Annotated in this window: 21 protein-coding genes and 1 pseudogene; 16 read left to right on the forward strand and 6 right to left on the reverse strand. The window is 39.2% G+C overall.

The annotated features are described in order from the left end of the window. Positions 1-6: 6 nt before the first annotated feature. From MOF34_RS15380 to MOF34_RS15390, 3 genes are read left to right on the forward strand one after another with little or no spacing between them, the layout of a single operon-like run. Entirely contained in the window at positions 7-801 is a 795-nt protein-coding gene (locus tag MOF34_RS15380) for a thymidylate synthase (protein ID WP_268400812.1), read from the forward strand. Next, complete coding sequence (dfrA, locus tag MOF34_RS15385) at positions 798-1304, forward strand: dihydrofolate reductase DfrA (protein WP_268400718.1); 507 nt, start codon at positions 798-800, stop codon at positions 1302-1304. The genes MOF34_RS15380 and dfrA overlap by 4 nt, the downstream gene beginning before the upstream one ends. Then, the gene (locus MOF34_RS15390; protein WP_268400720.1) at positions 1305-1925 is read left to right on the forward strand and encodes a 1-acyl-sn-glycerol-3-phosphate acyltransferase; all 621 of its coding nucleotides are present in this window, start codon (positions 1305-1307) and stop codon (positions 1923-1925) included. 32 nt (positions 1926-1957) lie between these two features. On the opposite strand, the gene trhA is transcribed toward MOF34_RS15390, so the two are convergent. Both trhA and MOF34_RS15400 read right to left on the reverse strand, forming a co-directional pair. After that, entirely contained in the window at positions 1958-2599 is a 642-nt protein-coding gene (gene trhA / locus MOF34_RS15395; protein ID WP_268400721.1) for a PAQR family membrane homeostasis protein TrhA, read from the reverse strand. Between the two features lie 20 nt (positions 2600-2619). Continuing rightward, positions 2620-3612: a sigma 54-interacting transcriptional regulator gene (locus MOF34_RS15400; protein WP_268400722.1), complete on the reverse strand. Its 993-nt coding sequence runs from the start codon at positions 3610-3612 to the stop codon at positions 2620-2622. A 247-nt stretch (positions 3613-3859) separates the two neighbouring features. On the opposite strand from MOF34_RS15400, the gene ilvA reads away from it, so the two are divergent. The 7 genes from ilvA (at position 3860) to MOF34_RS15435 (ending at position 9231) form a co-directional block, all read left to right on the forward strand. Next, complete coding sequence (gene ilvA, locus MOF34_RS15405; protein ID WP_019714699.1) at positions 3860-5128, forward strand: threonine ammonia-lyase IlvA; 1269 nt, start codon at positions 3860-3862, stop codon at positions 5126-5128. Between the two features lie 85 nt (positions 5129-5213). Then, positions 5214-5465: a DUF2535 family protein gene (locus tag MOF34_RS15410; protein WP_019714698.1), complete on the forward strand. Its 252-nt coding sequence runs from the start codon at positions 5214-5216 to the stop codon at positions 5463-5465. A 151-nt stretch (positions 5466-5616) separates the two neighbouring features. Beyond that, on the forward strand, positions 5617-6198 hold the full coding sequence (gene scuA, locus MOF34_RS15415; RefSeq protein ID WP_268400723.1) for a cytochrome c oxidase assembly accessory protein ScuA: 582 nt from the start codon (positions 5617-5619) through the stop codon (positions 6196-6198). A 77-nt stretch (positions 6199-6275) separates the two neighbouring features. Further along, positions 6276-7043: an SGNH/GDSL hydrolase family protein gene (locus tag MOF34_RS15420; RefSeq protein WP_268400725.1), complete on the forward strand. Its 768-nt coding sequence runs from the start codon at positions 6276-6278 to the stop codon at positions 7041-7043. Positions 7044-7051: 8 nt separating this feature from the next. Then, positions 7052-7615, forward strand: a complete 564-nt coding sequence (locus tag MOF34_RS15425) for a YpmS family protein (protein WP_268400726.1) — start codon at positions 7052-7054, stop codon at positions 7613-7615. 12 nt (positions 7616-7627) lie between these two features. Further along, positions 7628-7822: a protein YpmT gene (gene ypmT, locus MOF34_RS15430; protein WP_019714694.1), complete on the forward strand. Its 195-nt coding sequence runs from the start codon at positions 7628-7630 to the stop codon at positions 7820-7822. Between the two features lie 71 nt (positions 7823-7893). Continuing rightward, a complete protein-coding gene (locus MOF34_RS15435; RefSeq protein ID WP_268400727.1) occupies positions 7894-9231 on the forward strand; it encodes an MATE family efflux transporter in 1338 nt (445 codons plus the stop codon). Between the two features lie 51 nt (positions 9232-9282). On the opposite strand, the gene MOF34_RS15440 is transcribed toward MOF34_RS15435, so the two are convergent. Next, entirely contained in the window at positions 9283-9708 is a 426-nt protein-coding gene (locus MOF34_RS15440) for a MarR family transcriptional regulator (RefSeq protein ID WP_019714692.1), read from the reverse strand. A gap of 131 nt (positions 9709-9839) precedes the next feature. On the opposite strand from MOF34_RS15440, the gene msrA reads away from it, so the two are divergent. Further along, entirely contained in the window at positions 9840-10373 is a 534-nt protein-coding gene (gene msrA, locus MOF34_RS15445; RefSeq protein ID WP_268400728.1) for a peptide-methionine (S)-S-oxide reductase MsrA, read from the forward strand. Next, the gene (gene msrB / locus MOF34_RS15450) at positions 10374-10808 is read left to right on the forward strand and encodes a peptide-methionine (R)-S-oxide reductase MsrB (RefSeq protein WP_019714690.1); all 435 of its coding nucleotides are present in this window, start codon (positions 10374-10376) and stop codon (positions 10806-10808) included. It begins immediately after the preceding gene. A 43-nt stretch (positions 10809-10851) separates the two neighbouring features. Here the strand turns inward: msrB and MOF34_RS15455 are convergent. Both MOF34_RS15455 and MOF34_RS15460 read right to left on the reverse strand, forming a co-directional pair. Further along, a pseudogene (locus MOF34_RS15455) lies at positions 10852-11472 on the reverse strand (polysaccharide biosynthesis protein); the annotation flags it as partial. A gap of 15 nt (positions 11473-11487) precedes the next feature. Further along, the gene (locus tag MOF34_RS15460; protein ID WP_268400730.1) at positions 11488-13134 is read right to left on the reverse strand and encodes a recombinase family protein; all 1647 of its coding nucleotides are present in this window, start codon (positions 13132-13134) and stop codon (positions 11488-11490) included. A 682-nt stretch (positions 13135-13816) separates the two neighbouring features. Here MOF34_RS15460 and MOF34_RS15465 point away from each other — a divergent pair. The 3 genes from MOF34_RS15465 to MOF34_RS15475 all read left to right on the forward strand — a co-directional run bounded on the left by MOF34_RS15465 (position 13817) and on the right by MOF34_RS15475 (position 17215). Continuing rightward, a complete protein-coding gene (locus MOF34_RS15465) occupies positions 13817-14014 on the forward strand; it encodes a hypothetical protein (RefSeq protein WP_268400731.1) in 198 nt (65 codons plus the stop codon). A gap of 843 nt (positions 14015-14857) precedes the next feature. Continuing rightward, complete coding sequence (locus tag MOF34_RS15470; RefSeq protein ID WP_268400732.1) at positions 14858-16744, forward strand: T7SS effector LXG polymorphic toxin; 1887 nt, start codon at positions 14858-14860, stop codon at positions 16742-16744. A 12-nt stretch (positions 16745-16756) separates the two neighbouring features. Next, positions 16757-17215 (forward strand): YrhA family protein, encoded by a 459-nt coding sequence (locus MOF34_RS15475; RefSeq protein WP_268400742.1) that lies wholly within the window; start codon positions 16757-16759, stop codon positions 17213-17215. A gap of 301 nt (positions 17216-17516) precedes the next feature. On the opposite strand, the gene MOF34_RS15480 is transcribed toward MOF34_RS15475, so the two are convergent. Continuing rightward, the gene (locus tag MOF34_RS15480) at positions 17517-17600 is read right to left on the reverse strand and encodes a putative holin-like toxin (protein WP_082786706.1); all 84 of its coding nucleotides are present in this window, start codon (positions 17598-17600) and stop codon (positions 17517-17519) included. Positions 17601-17975: 375 nt separating this feature from the next. On the opposite strand from MOF34_RS15480, the gene MOF34_RS15485 reads away from it, so the two are divergent. Continuing rightward, entirely contained in the window at positions 17976-18317 is a 342-nt protein-coding gene (locus MOF34_RS15485; protein WP_268400743.1) for a hypothetical protein, read from the forward strand. Positions 18318-18489 lie beyond the last annotated feature (172 nt).

Here is an 18489-nt window from a genome sequence, read left to right on the forward strand (position 1 = left end):
AAAAAAATGAAACAGTATAGGGATTTATGCAGACATGTATTAGAGCATGGCGAAAAAAAGGGAGACCGGACAGGGACCGGAACAATCAGCACCTTCGGGTATCAAATGAGATTTCATTTACAGGAAGGCTTTCCGATGCTGACCACAAAAAAACTCCACTTTAAATCAATTGCGCATGAGCTGCTATGGTTTTTAAAAGGAGATACTAATGTACGATATCTGCAGGAAAACGGAGTACGAATCTGGAATGAGTGGGCTGATGAAAATGGTGAACTCGGACCTGTATACGGTTCACAATGGCGTTCTTGGCGGGGAGCTGACGGGGAAACCGTAGATCAAATTTCCCGCCTTATTGAAGATATTAAGACAAATCCGAACTCCAGACGCTTAATCGTGAGCGCATGGAATGTTGGTGAAATTGATAAAATGGCATTGCCGCCGTGTCATTGCCTGTTCCAATTCTACGTGTCTGATGGCAAGCTGTCCTGTCAGCTGTATCAACGCTCTGCTGATGTTTTCCTCGGTGTGCCGTTTAATATTGCTTCTTATGCCCTGTTAACCATGATGATTGCTCATGTGACTGGGCTTGAACCGGGCGAGTTTATTCATACATTTGGCGATGTCCATATTTATCAAAATCATATTGAACAGGTCAATTTGCAGCTGACAAGAGACGTGCGCCCGCTGCCGAAGCTTCGTTTCGCCAGAGAAATTGATTCTATTTTCAACTTTACATTTGAGGATTTTATCATAGAGGATTATGATCCGCACCCTCATATTAAAGGAGCGGTCAGCGTATGATTTCGTTCATTTTTGCGATGGATGCCAACAGGCTGATCGGCAAAGACAATGATTTGCCGTGGCATTTGCCCAATGATCTTGCGTACTTTAAAAAAGTAACATCGGGCCATTCAATCATTATGGGCCGGAAAACATATGAATCGATTGGACGTCCGCTTCCGAACCGGAAAAATATTGTCGTCACATCAGCTCCGGCTTCAGAATTTCCGGGATGCACGGTTGTCAGTTCGTTAAGGGATGTTTTGGACATTTGTTCAGGCTCTGGTGAATGCTTTGTGATCGGAGGGGCTCAGCTCTATACTGCGCTGTTCCCTTATGCGGACAGATTGTATATGACGAAAATTCATCACGAGTTTGAGGGTGACCGCCACTTCCCAGAATTTGACGAAATCAATTGGAAACTGGTTTCTTCTGAGCGGGGGATCAAGGACGAAAAAAACCCATACGATTATGAGTTTCTAGTGTATGAAAAAAAGAATTCTTCTGAAGCGGGAGGATTTTAATTGGTTCGTTACAGCTTGCTAGTGGTTTATATTGTGTATATGCTGTTAAAAAATATGAAACAATTATTTAATCAAAGGATGCTTGATCCACGTCTGTCATACAAAAAACAGATGACCCTTGTCTACGAGCAGCCGAAGGCGTTTTTGGAAGGCTGTATCGGCATCACCGGTTCAGTTGTGACGATTAATCAGCCTGAACCAATACCGCGCGGTCCTGTTTTGTATGTGCATCCTCGTTTGCGTTTGGCTGAACTGGCCTTAATTGCTGGATATATTGAAGAACCGGCCGGTTTTATTGCCAATCCAAAAGTGTTTCGCTTGCCTTTTATCGGGCAATGGCTTGATCGGATGGATGTGATTTCAGACGGCGATTCAGAAAAGGTATATGAAGATGTGACGAAACAGCTGGAAAAAGGACAGAGCCTGATTCTTTCATTAGACGGTTCTATAGATCCTGTAGAGCTTGCGTTCCGCTATCATCTTCCGTTGGTGATGGTGGAAACGAAAGGAACAGATGACCTGCAAAAGGGATCGTTTTTTAAACGTTTAAAACCAGCAGACATTGAAATGTCCTTTTCAAAAGCTTTTATACCTGCAAATGAAAAACAATTACGTGCATGAAAAAGCGCAGTCTTAAAGACTGCGCTTTTCTGTTACGAAATAAACGGCACCTTCACACAATAAAACAACACACAGAAAAACATCGCAGCGCTTCCGCCTAATACAAAGCTGTGCCAAATGGCGTGATGGAAGGGGATCTTTTTCCAAATATAAAAGATGGTTCCGACAGAGTATAAAATGCCGCCGAGAAAAAGAAGGCTGAATCCCGCTCCGCTCAGTGAAGCGTATAAAGGTTTAACCGCGATAATCATCAGCCATCCCATAATCAAATACACTAAGGTTGACAATAGAATAAACCGTTTCACGAAGAATATTTTAAAAACGATTCCTCCTAGGGCAAGAGACCAAACGATAACCAGCAGGGTGAAGCCAAGTGTGCCTTTCAGCGGCCCCAGCAAAAAAGGCGTATAGGTTCCGGCAATGAGTATGTAAATGGCGCTATGATCAATAATCTCCAAAATATCCTTTGTCTTTTTATGTGTGATACTGTGAAGCAATGTGGAGCTCAAATATAACAGCAGCATAGAGACACCGAATATTGTAAAGCTGACTATGTCCCATGCAGATCCGTAATGAGCTGCAAATATGATCAAAAACACTAATGCTGGTATGGATAAGATCACACCGATCCCGTGTGTTATCGCATTCGCGATCTCTTCTTTAATTGTAAACAAGTGCATTCTCCTTTCGATCGTTAGATCATTTGATTTTTCAGCGTTTCTAAAAAGCTTAAACCCTCTAAAGTAATTTTAGTGCCGGCGCGTCCTCGGCTTTTTGTGACATAATCTTTTTTCTCCAAATAATCGAGACGGCTTCTGACCTGCTGCGGAGATAACGAGGTTTGGGTGTTTTTGCTGTGTTCCGAAATGATTCGTCTGCTGGCGGGTTCTCCTTTTTCGTTTAACGCTTTTATTGTTTCCAAAATAAACAAAAACTCGGCTTTTTCCATTAAAGTCAGCAGCTTTGCTTTTTTCTTCTCTTTTCCGTCTATTGCACCCCTAATATATGGAGGCAGGTCATATGGATGAATCGTTCCTCCGTTTGCGACTGCCGCCATATAATCTGCGGCGTTTTTTAACTCCCTGACATTGCCTTCATATGTGTGTTGCTCTAGCATCGAAAAGACTGAGGGGTCAATCAACAATTGCTGACCGGAATTTGAGAGAAAATATTGTGTCAAAAGCGGTATATCGCTTTTTCGTTCAGACAGTTCGGGCAGTGTGAGCGTTAAGATATTTAGTCTGTAAAATAAGTCTTGCCTGAATGTATAGTCTGCGCATCCATCTGCGGAAGCACAGATAATTCTCGGTTTCTCCGTGTCTGAATCAAGCACTTTTAACAGCTGAGCTTGTACAGAGGCAGGCATGCGCCATACTTCATCAAGAAAAAGGGTTCCTCGAGCCGTTTCTTGAAAGACACCTGAGTTTCCGTTAGGACCAAAAAGCTCACGCATAAGGCTTTCTTCCGAATGGGTACTGCAATTGACGCTGATAAAAGGTTCGCTGTATCTCGAAGATCCCTGGTGTATTGCTTGTGCGAAAAGATCTTTTCCTGTTCCGATTTTTCCTGTTATCAGGACAGGAAGCTCTGATCGTGAGAACTGCTTGGCGATTCGCTTCGCTTCTAGAAATGTTTGATGTTCTCCGATGAGATGTTGAAATGTGTTAGGTATTGGTGCGGTATTCATCAATTGGCTCCTTTTGGTTCTAATTGGTTTTATTATATCATGCCTTTTGGCTGAAAACACGTTTTATTTACGATCATCTTTTTTCTTAGGCCTCCCAGGATATTGGTGAAGCAGGTGTAACCACAAGATATAGTGGAGGTAGTCAGTATTTTTTTAAATTATTAAAAAATTAATTGTCTTATTTTTTGAATATTCGTGTTATAATGGCATATTAAATAGGGATTTAAAACAAGAAAGGAATCTGTACATGAAACCGTTGCTTAAAGAAAACTCTCTCATCCAAGTGAAAGACATTTTGAAGGCTCATCAAAACGTGAAGGACGTTGTCATTCACACACCATTGCAAAGGAATGACAGACTCTCTGAGAGATATGAATGCAATATCTATTTGAAACGTGAAGACTTGCAAGTTGTCAGATCTTTTAAGCTCAGAGGGGCTTATCATAAAATCAAACAGCTTTCCAGCGAGCAGACTGAGAACGGAGTTGTGTGTGCAAGTGCCGGAAACCACGCTCAAGGTGTGGCGTTCTCGTGTAAACATCTCGGCATTCACGGGAAAATTTTTATGCCGTCCACTACACCGAAACAAAAAGTATCTCAAGTTGAACTATTCGGTAAAGGGTTTATCGATATTATTTTGACAGGTGATACGTTTGACGATGCGTATAAAAGCGCTGTTGAATGCTGTGAGGCGGAATCCCGGACGTTTATCCATCCGTTCGATGATCCGGATGTGATGGCCGGACAGGGAACGTTGGCAGTCGAAATCTTAAACGACATTGATACAGAACCCCATTTTCTTTTTGCAAGTGTCGGAGGAGGCGGGCTTCTCTCAGGAGTAGGTACATATTTGAAAAATGTGTCTCCTGATACAAAAGTAATTGCTGTTGAGCCGGCGGGAGCGGCATCCTATTTTGAATCAAACAAAGCTGGGCATGTCGTCACACTTGATAAAATTGATAAGTTTGTAGATGGAGCAGCAGTTAAAAAAATTGGTGAGGAAACGTTCCAAACGCTGGAATATGTCGTTGATGACATCCTCCTTGTGCCTGAAGGAAAAGTATGTACATCCATTCTTGAATTATATAACGAATGTGCGATAGTTGCTGAACCGGCTGGAGCTCTTTCTGTCGCAGCGCTTGATTTGTACAAAGATGAAATTAAAGGCAAAAATGTGGTATGTGTGGTCAGCGGGGGCAATAACGATATCGGAAGAATGCAGGAAATGAAGGAGCGGTCCTTGATTTTTGAAGGGCTTCAGCATTATTTTATCGTCAATTTTCCGCAAAGAGCGGGGGCGCTCCGCGAATTTCTTGACGAAGTTCTCGGACCTAATGATGATATTACAAGATTTGAATATACGAAGAAAAATAATAAAAGCAACGGACCTGCTCTTGTCGGCATTGAACTGCAGAACAAGGCCGACTATGGGCCGCTGATTGAACGGATGAACAGAAAACCGCTTCATTATGTAGAGGTGAATAAGGATGAGGACCTGTTCCATTTGCTGATCTAATTTTTTTACACAACCGCGCAAAATGACAGACAGTCCGGCTGGCATTGTATATAATAGAAGAAAAACAAAAAAGAGGATTGATAGCTTGTTACTCAAAAGCCTAGAGTTCAAACGCAGTGACGGGATTCAGGTGAAAGTGACAGAAATACCTGTATTAAAGGAAGATGAGCACTATTTCTTTATGTTACATCACCATTTGCAATTCTACTTAAAAGAAGTGTTTTCATCAAACAGCAGGGCAAAAGTGTATTCTTTCCGACATTATATGAAGCGCCGGATGAAATGGACAGATTATCAGGCTGTTTTTCATCAAGAGGTGTTAAAGCACAACGCGTAACATGCCGTTTATACCTGTATGTCCCCCTTTGAATCAGTGAATGGGAGGCATGCAGGATTTTTTTTGCCCAGTATCGAATACAAGCATGGGACACAGCAAGTAAGGACGATTTTAGAAAGCGCTTTTACGCTGGCTGGAAAGGGTGAATGTCATGAAGGTTATCAAAGGTGTAATGGCAGGGCTGTTTTTTCTGCTTTTGTGTGCCTGCGGGGGACAACAGATTAAAGATCCGCTCAATTACGAGGTGGAGCCTTTTACATTTCAAAATCAAGATGGCAAGAACGTTTCTTTAGAGAGTTTAAAAGGAGAAGTATGGCTGGCAGATTTTATTTTTACCAATTGTGAAACGGTATGTCCGCCGATGACGGCTCATATGACCGATCTGCAAAAAAAACTGAAAGCCGAGCATATAGATGTCCGCATCGTATCGTTTAGTGTTGATCCAGAAAACGATAAGCCGAAGCAGCTGAAGAAATTCGCCGCAAATTATCCATTATCCTTTGATAATTGGGATTTCCTCACGGGTTACAGCCAGAGTGATATTGAGGCGTTCGCGCTTAAGAGCTTTAAAGCGATTGTGAAGAAACCGGAGGGAGAGGACCAAGTCATTCATCAATCTTCTTTTTATTTGGTAGGCCCGGACGGCAAGGTGCTGAAAGATTACAATGGAGTGGAAAATACACCGTACGATGATATTATCGCCGATGTAAAGTCAGCCAGTACACACAAGTAAGCTAGAAGACTATGCATTTGCAAATCTTCTAAAACATGATACACTTTCCACTAGTAGAATGGGAAGGAGCAACAAGATTGAAGCTGCGCATTTTTTCAATCATGGCCGGTTTGATTTTGCTTCTTACTGCTTGTACGAATATACGTACAGCATCTGAGGGAAAACAAAAAGCTCATGAACCGAAAACGAAAGAGGACATTGTCATTGCGGCTGTCGGAGATTCGCTGACAGAAGGAATCGGAGATCCCGACGGAAAGGGATATGTCGGCAAGGTGGCAGATTCCATCCGTTCAGAAAAGCAAGTCAAAACGGTAGTCGTAAAAAATTATGCCGTAAAAGGGAACCGTTCGGATGACTTATTAGAGAAATTAAAAGATAAAAAGGTTCAAAAAGGCATAAAGGACGCAGATTATGTCTTTTTTACCATTGGCGGTAACGATCTGATGAAAGTCCTTCGCCAAAACTTTCTTCAATTAACCGTTGAACCGTTTCAGGAAGCGGAAAAGCCGTATGAAAAGCGTTTTGGAAAAATCATTTCTGAAATTCGGGAGCTGAATAATCACGCTGAGCTGATTTATGTCAGCATGTATAATCCGTTTACGTTTACGTTATCTGAATTAAGTGAAATAAACGGAGTCGTCACTAATTGGAACGATATTGCTGAAAAAGAGCTGAAAAAAGATAAACATGCAAAGATCATTCATATCGCAGACTTGTTCAATCAAAAAAGTGACAGCAGCCGAATTTCTGAGGAAGATGATTTTCATCCTAACGGTACGGGTTATACCCTCATTGCAAAACGCGTCTATCAAGCCATAAAAAAAGAAGGATTACCGAAAGAGTAGGGTGACACATGAATAAGTGGAAACGACTATTTTTTATATTGCTTGCAATTAATATTATCCTCGCCGTTGGATTTATGGCACTTGTTATGATGCCGGGAGAACAAGCCCAGGTGAAGAATTCAGCTGAGAGCGAATATGGATTTCAAGTGACAAGCACAAAAGAATCATTAGCTGCGTTTGTCAACTCATATTTAAACGACAAAGCATCAACCAAGCTTGATTATAAAGTAGATATTAGTGATGATGTTCATGTCGCAGGGAAAATCAAGGCCTTTTCCACGTCGATTGATGCGTTTGTCGCTTTTGAACCGACCGTGAAAAAAAATGGCGATGTGGAGCTGAATGTCACGAAATTTTCGTTAGGGAAATTGAGTATACCAATTAGCTTTGTGTTAAATTATATGGATAGCTTTTACGAATTGCCATCATTTGTCCACGTTCATCCTGGCGATAAAAGCATCGAAGTGCGTCTGTCAGAAATGCCTTTAACGAATGGAATGTATGTCAAAGCGGACAAAATAAATTTAGAAAAAGATGAAATTGAATTTTCCTATTACCATCCTAAACAATAGAGGTGACTGAAAATGAAACGGATTTACCAGTATTTCAGTTTATTATCCTTTACATTTTCCCTGTATTTCGGCTGGCTTGCTTATCATCATCTAGCCGCTGAAGATATGGATCAAACGTATTTGAACATTTCCTATTGTGCCTTGTTCCTAAGCGTGATGGTGTTTACATTCGGTATGAGAGACCGGAAAAAAACCGATAAATCATGAAAAAAGAGACATGAAACAACGTCTCTTTTTTCGTGCGGTTTGACGAAAATTTGATAACACAAGGAGAAAAAATGAAAGCATATGATTTTACACAGGGGAACGTGCTGAAACAGCTTGTGCTGTTTTCAACACCTATTATGCTCGGAAACGCCTTGCAGGTTTCCTTTCAATTGATAGACAGTTTGTGGATCGGCAATTTATTGGGGGCAAAGGCTCTAGGGGCAGCTGCGGTATCAAGCACGATTGTTTTAACCGTACTGTCTTTTATTTTGGGTCTTAACAATGCGACGTTAACCATTTTGTCACAGCAAAAGGGTAAAGACGATGAAAAAGGAATGAAGTCGTATATTAACGCTTTTGTCGTTTTATTAACAGGCCTAAGCATCGGATTCGGCGCGGCCGGTTTTTTTCTGTCAGAGCACTTGCTTCGTCTTCTGAAGACACCGGAGTCAATGATACCGCTTGCTGGGACCTATTTACAGATTCAATTTATCGGCATTTTATTTTTATTTGGTTATAACTTTATCAGTACTGTGCTTCGGGCGCTCGGCGACAGCAAGACACCTCTCCGGTTTATCGCGTTTGCCGTTGTGCTGAATACAGTGTTGGCACCGCTCTTTATTTCTGTGTTCCGCATGGGAATAGCGGGAGCTGCTTATTCGACGATTTTGTCACAGGGCATTGCATTTCTGTATGGATTGTACTATGTCATCAAACATAAGCTCGTGCCGTTCTCTATACCGCGAGTGCCCAAGTGGGAAGAGTCCGCGCTGATTTTGAAACTCGGAATTCCAGCCGGTTTGCAGATGATGGTGATTACAGGCGGAATGATGGCGATTATGAGTGTTGTGAACTCATACGGGGAGCATGTGGTATCGGGCTTCGGCGCGGTGCAGCGGCTCGACAGCATCATCACGCTTCCAGCAATGGCTGCCGGTACGGCGGTCAACAGTATGGCAGGGCAAAATATCGGAATCGGAAACGATAAAAGAGTGGGAACGATTGCAAGGCTAGGTGTGATGGCTGTTATTTCTTGCATGCTGGTGATTGCAGTTATGATTTGGGTATTTGGTAAATACCTCATGAGGTTATTTATCAGCGAGCCAGATGCGGTTGCGTTCGGTGAACAATATTTGCGGTGGATCGCGTTTTTCTATCCTTTTATCGGAATTAACTTCGTCCTGAACGGAATCGTCAGAGCTTCGGGAGCGATGCTGCAGGTTCTGGTTTTAAATTTGATTTCGTTTTGGGTTTTGAGATATCCTTTCACAGCTCTATTTTCAGCTTGGCTTGGACAGAAAGGGATCGGGCTCGGAATCGGAATGAGTTTTGTATTAAGCAGCTGTGCGGCGTTTTTGTATTACAAATACGGCCGCTGGAAAACAATGAAACTGTTCACTGAAAAATAAGTGAGGCGCTGCGAAAAGCACATACCCATATATAGCGGTATGTGCTTTTTTTCATCGTTTTTTATCAAGTTTGCTGAAGAGCTCGATTAATGTAGCGAGTTCAGCATCACTGTAGCAGTCAAAACGTTTAAAGAAATATTCCGTTTTTTTCTCGTTGAAATGCTGAAGGACTTTTTCGCCCGCTTCAGTGATATGAATGCGGATGATGCGTCTGTCTTCCTTCGATCTGATTCGCGTAATCCATTCTTTTTCTACCAGCGCATCGGTCACAGCCGTAATGTGGCTTGCGGATACCTCTAAAATAGGCGCGAATTCGGTGACTTTTTTAGGCCCTTGTTCACTGAGGATCCGCAGAATGGTGAATTCATTCCGTGACAGCTCTTTATCTAGAATCTCATTGATTTCATTGCGTATTTGTTTAAAGACTTTACGGAGTAAATTTTCCATATCGTACATCATCTGTGTTCTTACTTTCAAATTTGTGAACCTCCATTACATAAGCATATTGCTTAAAACCTATAGATTTTATTGGGAAGCAGAATCATTTTCATTCTATTTTTACATGCTATAATATAATAATACCACGTATGAACAAAGGAGGCACCAGTATGTCTGAAAAAAAAGAAATCGCCACATTTGCAGGAGGCTGTTTTTGGTGTATGGTTAAGCCTTTTGACGAACAGCCGGGGATTGAAAAAGTGGTGTCCGGGTATACAGGCGGCCATATTGAAAACCCTACGTATGAAGAGGTGTGCAGTGAAACGACAGGACATCGTGAAGCCGTTCAAATCACGTTTAATCCTGATGTGTTCCCTTATGAAAAACTGCTTGAATTATTTTGGCAGCAAATTGACCCGACAGATGCCGGCGGCCAGTTTGCCGATCGCGGCAGTTCCTACCGTGCAGCCATTTTTTATCATAATGATACACAAAAGGAGCTTGCGGAAGCTTCCAAGCAGCGCCTGGCGGAAAGCGGAATATTTAAAGATCCGATTGTAACGGATATCTTAAAAGCTGAACCTTTCTATGAAGCGGAAGGCTATCATCAGCATTTTTATAAAAAAAATCCAGGACATTATCAGCGCTACCGGACAGGTTCTGGACGTGCCGGATTTATCAGCGAGCATTGGGGGGCGAAATAAATGGCGAACAATAAAGAAGAAAAAATTCAGTCACTAAACCGCATGCAATATGAGGTGACGCAAAATAACGGCACGGAGCCGCCGTTTCAAAATGAATATTGGAATCATAAGGAAGAAGGGCTGTATGTTGACATTGTGTCAGGCAAGCCGTTGTTTACATCCAAGGATAAATTTGATTCCCACTGCGGCTGGCCAAGCTTTACAAAGCCGGTTGAAGAAGAAGAAGTGGAAGAAAAACTAGACACGAGCCACGGCATGATTCGCACAGAAGTGAGAAGCCGTACTGCGGATTCTCATCTTGGCCATGTATTTAATGATGGGCCGGGGCCAAGCGGGCTTCGTTACTGCATAAATTCAGCGGCGCTGCGGTTTGTGCCGAAAGATAAGCTGAAAGAAGAAGGATACGAAAGCTATCTGAAATTCTTTAATAAATAAAACACAAAAAACAGGCCTGCCTATTGGATAGACAGGCTTGTTTTTATGCCTTTTTTTCTTGATGCAATTCCTTAATAATCTTGGCAATTCTGTCTTTTGTAATGAGAGGAGCTTGATCTGATTGATACCCAGGCAAATTGACTTTGCGAAAAACTGGATGTTTTTCTGGCTCCGGAAGGATTGCATAAAGATTGCCCCATTCATACAGTGATTCAACTTCATGAGGGGATGTTAATTCTTCGTGAAGCTTTTCACCTGGACGTTTGCCGACTTCTACTGCAGCCGGCCGCGGGAGCCCGTGCTGCGATGCATATTCTTCAAACCCATGAATCAGTTCTTCAAGTTTCAATGATTCCATTTTAAAAATAAAGGTCTCTCCGCCTTTTGTAATAGCAGCTGATTGCAATGTCAGTGTAGCCGCATCGTCTATTGACATAAAAAATCTGGTCATGTTCTTGTCTGTGATGGTCAGCGGTTCACCCTCCATCATTTGTTCAAATAAAATAGGGATGACCGAACCCCTTGAACCGAGAACATTTCCGAAGCGGACCGAACAAAACACGGTTCCTCTGTTTTGAACATGGCGGTTTGCTTGATGAAACAGCTTTTCAGATAACAGCTTGGTGGCACCCATTGTGTTCACAGGAGATACAGCTTTATCTGTTCATCGAGATACTGACTACGAAAACGAACTTTCCTTAGTATCAGTCAGCGTATCACCGGTTAGAAGGCCGAACCTAAGAATAGGTGTTATCTCAAATTGTGCAGGTACTGGGCCTTTTCTTTTAGCTGTCATTTTAACAATTACTTTTTCTAATGCAATTCTGAGTAAGTTGTTTTTTTCTTCTTTATCATTTGATGTCTCGTAAATTTGAATCAAGTTTTTCATTTGGCCTCTTACTATACTGATATCAATACCTGATTTAATATCTGTCAGACCATTTAACTCATCTTTGGCTTTTTTTAGTTCTTTCATTTCCTTGTCCAATGTTGCTTTTCGCTGAAGAAAAATTTCGTCAGAGTAAATACCACTTTCGTACTTATCAAAGATGAAATTCAGTTTATTTTGCAACTCTTTCTCACGTTGCTCGAATTGTTCATTAATCTGTTTTTGAGATTTGATGTTGTTCTTATTCTCGTGTGAATGAATCATGTCTTCAATAAGGTTTGTAAGTTCCTTATCATTTAATGATTGAAACAGTCTGAAATAATCTAATATTGCTTCTTCAACATCATTATACCGAACATTCATACACTTGTTATTGAGGCATCTGAGCACTTTAACATGATATAAGCTTTCAGTACCGTTTTTGTTTTGTCTCTTTCTTTTGGCTTCATATTTTGACAATGGCCCACCACAGTCAGCACAAATACATACACCGGCCAATTCATTTAATTTATAATCGCTTCTATTTGGCAGCAAAGGTATTTTGTTTTCGATTTTTTTATTCGCCTCCTCGAATTGATCTTTATCAATAATGGGAGTGTGTGCGTCAGGTACAATTATTTGTTCATTCTCAGGTCTAATTGTTCTCTTACCGTCTTTTTCTTTCTCTCTGACTTTATACTTAACAGTTCCTATATAAGCTTCATTTTCAAGAATGGCTTTTACAGTGAACCGATTCCATTTTTTCTTTCCTGCAGGGGAGGGGATTTGCAGATTGGTTAAGTGAGTCGCAATTGCATTGTAACTGTAATCCTTTCCATTTAGACCGTTCAGAAATAAATCAAATATTAGTTCAACAACCTTTGCTTCCTCCTCAACTGGATCTAGTTTAGACGTCTTTTTGTTTAACTGGTATCCATAAGGTGCAAGTCCAGATATCCATTTTCCCTGTGCTGCATAAGTGTATTTAGCTCCTGTCATACGCTCCCTAGTCATTTCAAATTCTTCTCTAGCCATAAATAATTCAAACCGAATCTGACGCATGTCTACAGGGTTTCTAGGATCATAAACCTTATATGGGGTAATTATGATCAATCGTTTGCTTTGAAGAAGGTTAACAATCTGTCCGGCATCGCTATAACTCCCACGACTAAGTCTTGTTATTTCTTTAACTGCAATTGCCTGATATTTACCTTCCTCAAGATCTTTAAGGCACTCTTTAAAAACAGGGCGCCCCTCAATGCTTTCCCCTGATCCAATCTCCATTTTTAATTCATAAGGGATTTCAATGGCCGTAAGTATTTTATTCATGAGTTCTTTTTGTTCTGTGAGTGTGTCTTCACCTGTTCTTTTTTCTCGTTCCATGTCCTGACGAGAACGTCTCAGATAACCTAAAATATTTGTGATGTTGTAAGAATTGACAATGTTTTTTAACTCCAAAAATTTAGCACCTCTTTATTGTGTTTAATGTCAAAACAGAAGTATCTGTAAAAACATTCTATCTAACATTGAATACAAAAACAACAAAATAATTTGAAAGATTCGTATTCTTTTAATATTGATTTTGTATGTGTTATGAATTCTTAACCCTATATTTGACCTTACCTTTAATAGGCCAGGCTTTTGTCCATTTTCCGCAGTTCCTACGCATCTATTTATGACGGAAAAAAGTTTTACTTCTTCTGTCCCAAAAAGCGAAAAAGATGTGCCAATCCGGAAGCCAATACGCAATTAATAGTAACAGAAGAAATTTGCGCGACATTTATTCGACGTGCATATTATCGGTTGTGAAAAAATTTATTTCGATGTCGCAAAAATACCGGTAGCGTACCCGTTATATAAGTGTAGGTGGAAGTTCCAGTAAGTAGGCATCCATCTTGGAAAGTCTATACGCAACTTATAATGTCGGAAGAAATTTTCGCTGAATTGTGCGGTTAGCAAAAGTCAGGGGTATTATCTATTGAAGTATATGAGAGAGGTGGATGAATCATTGACTATGAGTAACTCTAGGATAAAACAAGGTTCTTTCACAGCTTTGTTAATTATCTCAACTAACTATCTATAATGCTTGTGCACACCCTTGCTTAACCTACAATAAAAGTCTAATGAGGAGGAAAGAATAATGGAACAAACACAAATCGCAATTTTATCACTAATCATCGCTGCTATTGGTGTGATCGAAGGTTTATTAATTGCTCTGTTCCCAAAACTATTTCCGGCAATAGGAGCACTCTTATTAAGCTTGAATTTTTATGTATGGATAATAATCTTTTTACTGTTTATTATTGCGGGTTTAATATACATAGTTATTAGGAGATGATCTAAATAAAATTTCACATTTTATTTAAACCTGAAAGCTGCTTGAATACATCACAAATATAAAGTATCCTATAGATGTATCATAGTTGGTATATCAGCCACTATAGGCCAGAGAGTTCCCTCACATACTCTCTGGCTTTTCTTCTAAGGTAAGCCTCAAGTCAAGAACATCACCGTCTGTTTTATTTTCATGGATGAAGCAATACATAGCCTATCCCTGGTTAGAGGAACCTTATTAACTAAATACACGGTATTGACTATCATTAGCCAATTAACTAAAAACCAACTACAAAGAAAATTCCACGGTAATAATAACGTTAAGCATACATATATAATTCAATATAGCTTGGTAATGAGAGAGGGGACATAACATGACTAAAGGTATTAAAATAACATTGTGGAGCATCTTAGCTATATTCATTGTATTAGCAATAATAGGAGTTGTATCTTATTATCAAACCTCATCATATTAAAAAACTGCCCATTAAATGTGGTTTAAAAGCAGGAGGAAAACATGCGTATTAAGTATTCGGTATTTCATTGCTTTTAAGTCTTTTTCCTTTTTTGCTTCAAGTGTTTGACCGCCTCAAAGATGTCATTTTGGTTGCTTCAACAGTGGATACAGAGGAAAGTACGATTGGTTAGTTATCACCCCTATCTTTTTTTGTTTTAAGCATAGTTTTCTATTACAGTCTCCCAAAAGAGGAATTGAAAAGAGATCATGTTGATTTAATGCTAAGTAAAAGAAACCGATCAAGGCAGTCAATTTCAGGCTGTTTTTTCTGTTATTGGAATAGATTATTGTGGTAAAATTTTCATAGAGTAGACTTGAAAGGAGAATGATATGAAGGTTTTTGAAGCTAATTCATTACTCTCTGAAGCAGATAAAAGAACCAAAGAGTATAAGGAACTAAGGTCGCAAATGGTGAAGCTCAAAAAAGCGTTTAAAGCTGTAGCTGACCTAGACGACAGCGAGTTTTCAGGTAAGGGTGCAGACAACATTAAAGCATTTTATTATGATCATGTCGGTGTGACAGATCAATGGATTGATCTTATTGATATGAAGATTGCTTTCTTAAGCAGCGTTTCTGCAAAACTGGAAGATGCCAAGATGTCTGATGCTTACATAGAAGAATCTTTTTTAGAACATGAACTTGTAAATGCATACACAAAATCAAAATCCATTATGTCTGAACAGAAAAAAGCAATGAAAGACATTCTGAATGACATCAATGACATCCTTCCACTTGAAATATTCTCAACAGAAGACTTCAAAGACAAACTTTCTTCTGCAGATGACAAACGTGAAAATACAATCGATAAGCTAAACAAGCTTGATGAGGATTTGAAAACAGAATATGCTGAAACAGAGCCTAACGAACAATTTATTCAGCAAGATTTTAAAAAGCTGCAGGAATCAACAGGCAAAGGCAAGAATGCTACACCGATTCACTATAACGCTAAAGCGTATAGAGAAAGTGACATACATAAGAAAAAAGGCGATATTGAGCAGCATTCTGAAGCTTATTTAACCGTGAAGAAAGAAGAAGCGAAAGAACGAGAAATTAAGGAATTGAAAAAGAAACTTAATGACGGTGTATCTGATCCTGATGAATATTTAGAGATTGCTAAGAAAGTAGGGTACGAGAATCTGGAGCCGTCTCAAGTACAGCTAGCAATGCAAATTGAACAAGCAAAGCAGCTAGAAGAAGCAGGAGAGATCACTTGGGATATTATTAAAGGAGTAAGTGTAGCTGCATATGATGTCGTTAAGGATACGGTAGTTGGTGCCAAAGACTTAGCAGTTGGTACTTGGGAATTTTCACAGCTTTCTGATGAGCAGAAGCTATTAAAAATAACTGGTACCATAATTGAAACACCTACTTATGCTAAAATTATTTGGAAAGACTTATCTGATTCCTGGAATGATAAAATGGTCAATGGTGATGCTTATTCGAGAGCACACTATATAACTTATGCTGTTGGAAGCCTTGTTGGATTAAAAGGTGGAGGCTCTATTCTTAAAGGGTCAAGTAAGTTAGCTACAACTGGAGCAGCCAAGGTCGATAAAGTCTTAGGGGCTGGAGAAAAAGCAATTACTAATAGCGTAAAGACTGGAATTGATAAAGGAAAAACCTTCATTAATTCTATTTCATTAAATAATAATCAATTGGCGTATGCAGGTATCCTTCAGGATATAAAGAATACTCACAATGTAAAAAACACATCAATATTGAAAGAAGCGATAGACGAGAAGAACAGTGTGCTTTATAAATCGGCTGGTAGCGATGATTTTGTAGGAACACTAAAAGGTGAACAGGTTCTTTTAAAAGGTGTTAAAGTTAAGGAAATTAGCTACACAAAGAGAAGTCCAGAAGAAACAGCAAAACTTAGAAGAAAGTTCAACAGTTCTATAAAAAAACAATTCTTAAAAGGTCTATCAAATGATCCCAATAAAGTTAAGAAACTTAAGAAGGCCGGCTTAACAGATAAGGATATTGCCCGAATGAAGGATGGGTTAAATCCAAAAGGATATCAAGTTCACCATAAGCTTCCTCTAGATGACGGTGGCACAAACGACATGGATAACTTGATTCTGATCAAAAATGATCCTTATCATAAAGCAATAACTAATGAGCAAAATTCGTTGACAAAAGGTTTGACACCGGGGGAAACAAAGAAGATTAATTGGCCTATTCCTAATGGTGAGATATATCCAAGTGAGAAATAAGGGGGCAGTATTATGTGGGTAAATTTATTAGAGGAAATTCGAAAAACTGAAGCAAAGTATGGAGATGAATTAAATTCTCCTGTTACAGACCAGGAAATTAGAAATTTTGAAGAAGCGGTATTAGGCAAGTTCCCTGTAAATGAAATTCCTTCAGGATATAAAAAATTCCTTCAAACTGTAAACGGATTAGATTTTAATGGCTTGGTAATCTATGGATTGGATCAAGAATTACTGAGAGAAGAAAGTGATGAAGAAGTTTATGGTTTTATTGAAACAAATGAACAGTGGCACGAAAATGATGAGCAGAAAAAATATCTGTTTTTTGGTGACTCAGATACAGCCTGGTATTGCTTAGATGTAATTGAAAATGAGTACCTAGAGCTTGATAAACCCTCTGGAACAACGATGAACAAATTTGATGATTTTAACGTCATGCTAGCTGATGCATTGAAAATTAGTTTAGACAACTAAACAAAAGTATTGCAATTGTATGAGATGAAGCAGAAGTAAGCATCCACAATTCAATAAAATAATGGTTTTACCCACAAAGCAATAGTATTGCAAATACCATTTTTATATGGTTATAATTAGGATGAAGATTATACTTTTTAAAGTATAAAAAATGCATTTGCTTAACAAGAAATGCATAAAATAAAAAGACCAGGGTGCTACCAACACCCCGGCTCTGTACAAAAAGCTGCCCATCAAAGGGCTTGCTCGATGTGGTTTCTTGGTAGACCTATCCCTTCAGGTTCTGACGCTCAAGGGAGGTCTATTTTTTATTTATATACGTCAACAGGGCAATTATAAACGACCCGAATGCAAGCATCAGCATTAATGCCTGAAATGTTGACATAGCATCACCCCCTTTCATTAGGGGATGAGCAAGACTCCCTTGAGTGAGCAAACTAAATGTACAGGAAATATTATACTATACATAAATGCCCTTGTCGTTGAAAATTCACAATAAATTGACAATATGAAAAGAACTTGCAAAATGCAGGTTCTTTTTTATATCAATTGTTAAACATTTTTACCCATTTACCGATATTCAACAGGTGGATATACTTCAATAAAGACTTATTAGATAATAATGATAAGCGCATACTCACTAGATAAACACAATTAAATATTTGTAGTCGATATTTAGAAAGAGGGTTCATATGGATGATAATGAAGAAATAGTAAAAGTATTAGGTGTATGTATTATGTTTCTAGGGGTTTTGAGTTTATGTGGGCTAGAATTAGGCAACAATTATCTTTTTGGAATATCAGTTTGCGCCTGTTTTCTTACATTCTCCGATTTAATGGATACAGAAAAACAAAAACAAAAAAATTAAAAATCCTTTTATATTTCATGGGTATTTTTGCGATAATAGTAATGCCCCACTTACCTATTGATACAATTAATGATTTGGGAGCTTATACAAATTTTTATAGTTTAGTTGGATTGGGAGCAGTGATTGCGTTTCTTCCACAAAAAATAAAAGAAGTTAAACTAAAAGATAAAAGGATTAGAGAACTGGAAACTGAAATTGCGGAAATGAAGAAGTCTAATCTAAAAAGCGAATAGAGTGAATAAAAATTATTTGTAGAAAGGGGATTGGGGAAAAGCCTTATAAATGGAAGACAATAATCTATTTAAAAAGAACAGTTTTAAAGCACCTTATATTAGGGTGCTTTTAATTTTTCTCATCTGCATGAACGAATATTAGGGTATTTATTGGAAGAATATCGTTACCAAC

The organism is Bacillus sp. T17B1, from assembly GCF_026796395.1.
Lineage (GTDB): Bacteria > Bacillota > Bacilli > Bacillales > Bacillaceae > Bacillus > Bacillus spizizenii_A.

What these genes read in the sequence shown, in the direction of transcription:
- MOF34_RS15380 (WP_268400812.1), top strand. Translation starts at nt 7, where the DNA reads ATGAAACAGTATAGGGATTTATGCAGACATGTATTAGAGCATGGCGAA.
- dfrA (WP_268400718.1), top strand. Translation starts at nt 798, where the DNA reads ATGATTTCGTTCATTTTTGCGATGGATGCCAACAGGCTGATCGGCAAA.
- MOF34_RS15400 (WP_268400722.1), bottom strand. Translation starts at nt 3,612, where the DNA reads ATGAATACCGCACCAATACCTAACACATTTCAACATCTCATCGGAGAA.
- ilvA (WP_019714699.1), top strand. Translation starts at nt 3,860, where the DNA reads ATGAAACCGTTGCTTAAAGAAAACTCTCTCATCCAAGTGAAAGACATT.
- scuA (WP_268400723.1), top strand. Translation starts at nt 5,617, where the DNA reads ATGAAGGTTATCAAAGGTGTAATGGCAGGGCTGTTTTTTCTGCTTTTG.
- MOF34_RS15425 (WP_268400726.1), top strand. Translation starts at nt 7,052, where the DNA reads ATGAATAAGTGGAAACGACTATTTTTTATATTGCTTGCAATTAATATT.
- ypmT (WP_019714694.1), top strand. Translation starts at nt 7,628, where the DNA reads ATGAAACGGATTTACCAGTATTTCAGTTTATTATCCTTTACATTTTCC.
- MOF34_RS15435 (WP_268400727.1), top strand. Translation starts at nt 7,894, where the DNA reads ATGAAAGCATATGATTTTACACAGGGGAACGTGCTGAAACAGCTTGTG.
- msrA (WP_268400728.1), top strand. Translation starts at nt 9,840, where the DNA reads ATGTCTGAAAAAAAAGAAATCGCCACATTTGCAGGAGGCTGTTTTTGG.
- msrB (WP_019714690.1), top strand. Translation starts at nt 10,374, where the DNA reads ATGGCGAACAATAAAGAAGAAAAAATTCAGTCACTAAACCGCATGCAA.
- MOF34_RS15465 (WP_268400731.1), top strand. Translation starts at nt 13,817, where the DNA reads ATGGAACAAACACAAATCGCAATTTTATCACTAATCATCGCTGCTATT.
- MOF34_RS15470 (WP_268400732.1), top strand. Translation starts at nt 14,858, where the DNA reads ATGAAGGTTTTTGAAGCTAATTCATTACTCTCTGAAGCAGATAAAAGA.
- MOF34_RS15475 (WP_268400742.1), top strand. Translation starts at nt 16,757, where the DNA reads ATGTGGGTAAATTTATTAGAGGAAATTCGAAAAACTGAAGCAAAGTAT.
- MOF34_RS15480 (WP_082786706.1), bottom strand. Translation starts at nt 17,600, where the DNA reads ATGTCAACATTTCAGGCATTAATGCTGATGCTTGCATTCGGGTCGTTT.
- MOF34_RS15485 (WP_268400743.1), top strand. Translation starts at nt 17,976, where the DNA reads ATGTGGGCTAGAATTAGGCAACAATTATCTTTTTGGAATATCAGTTTG.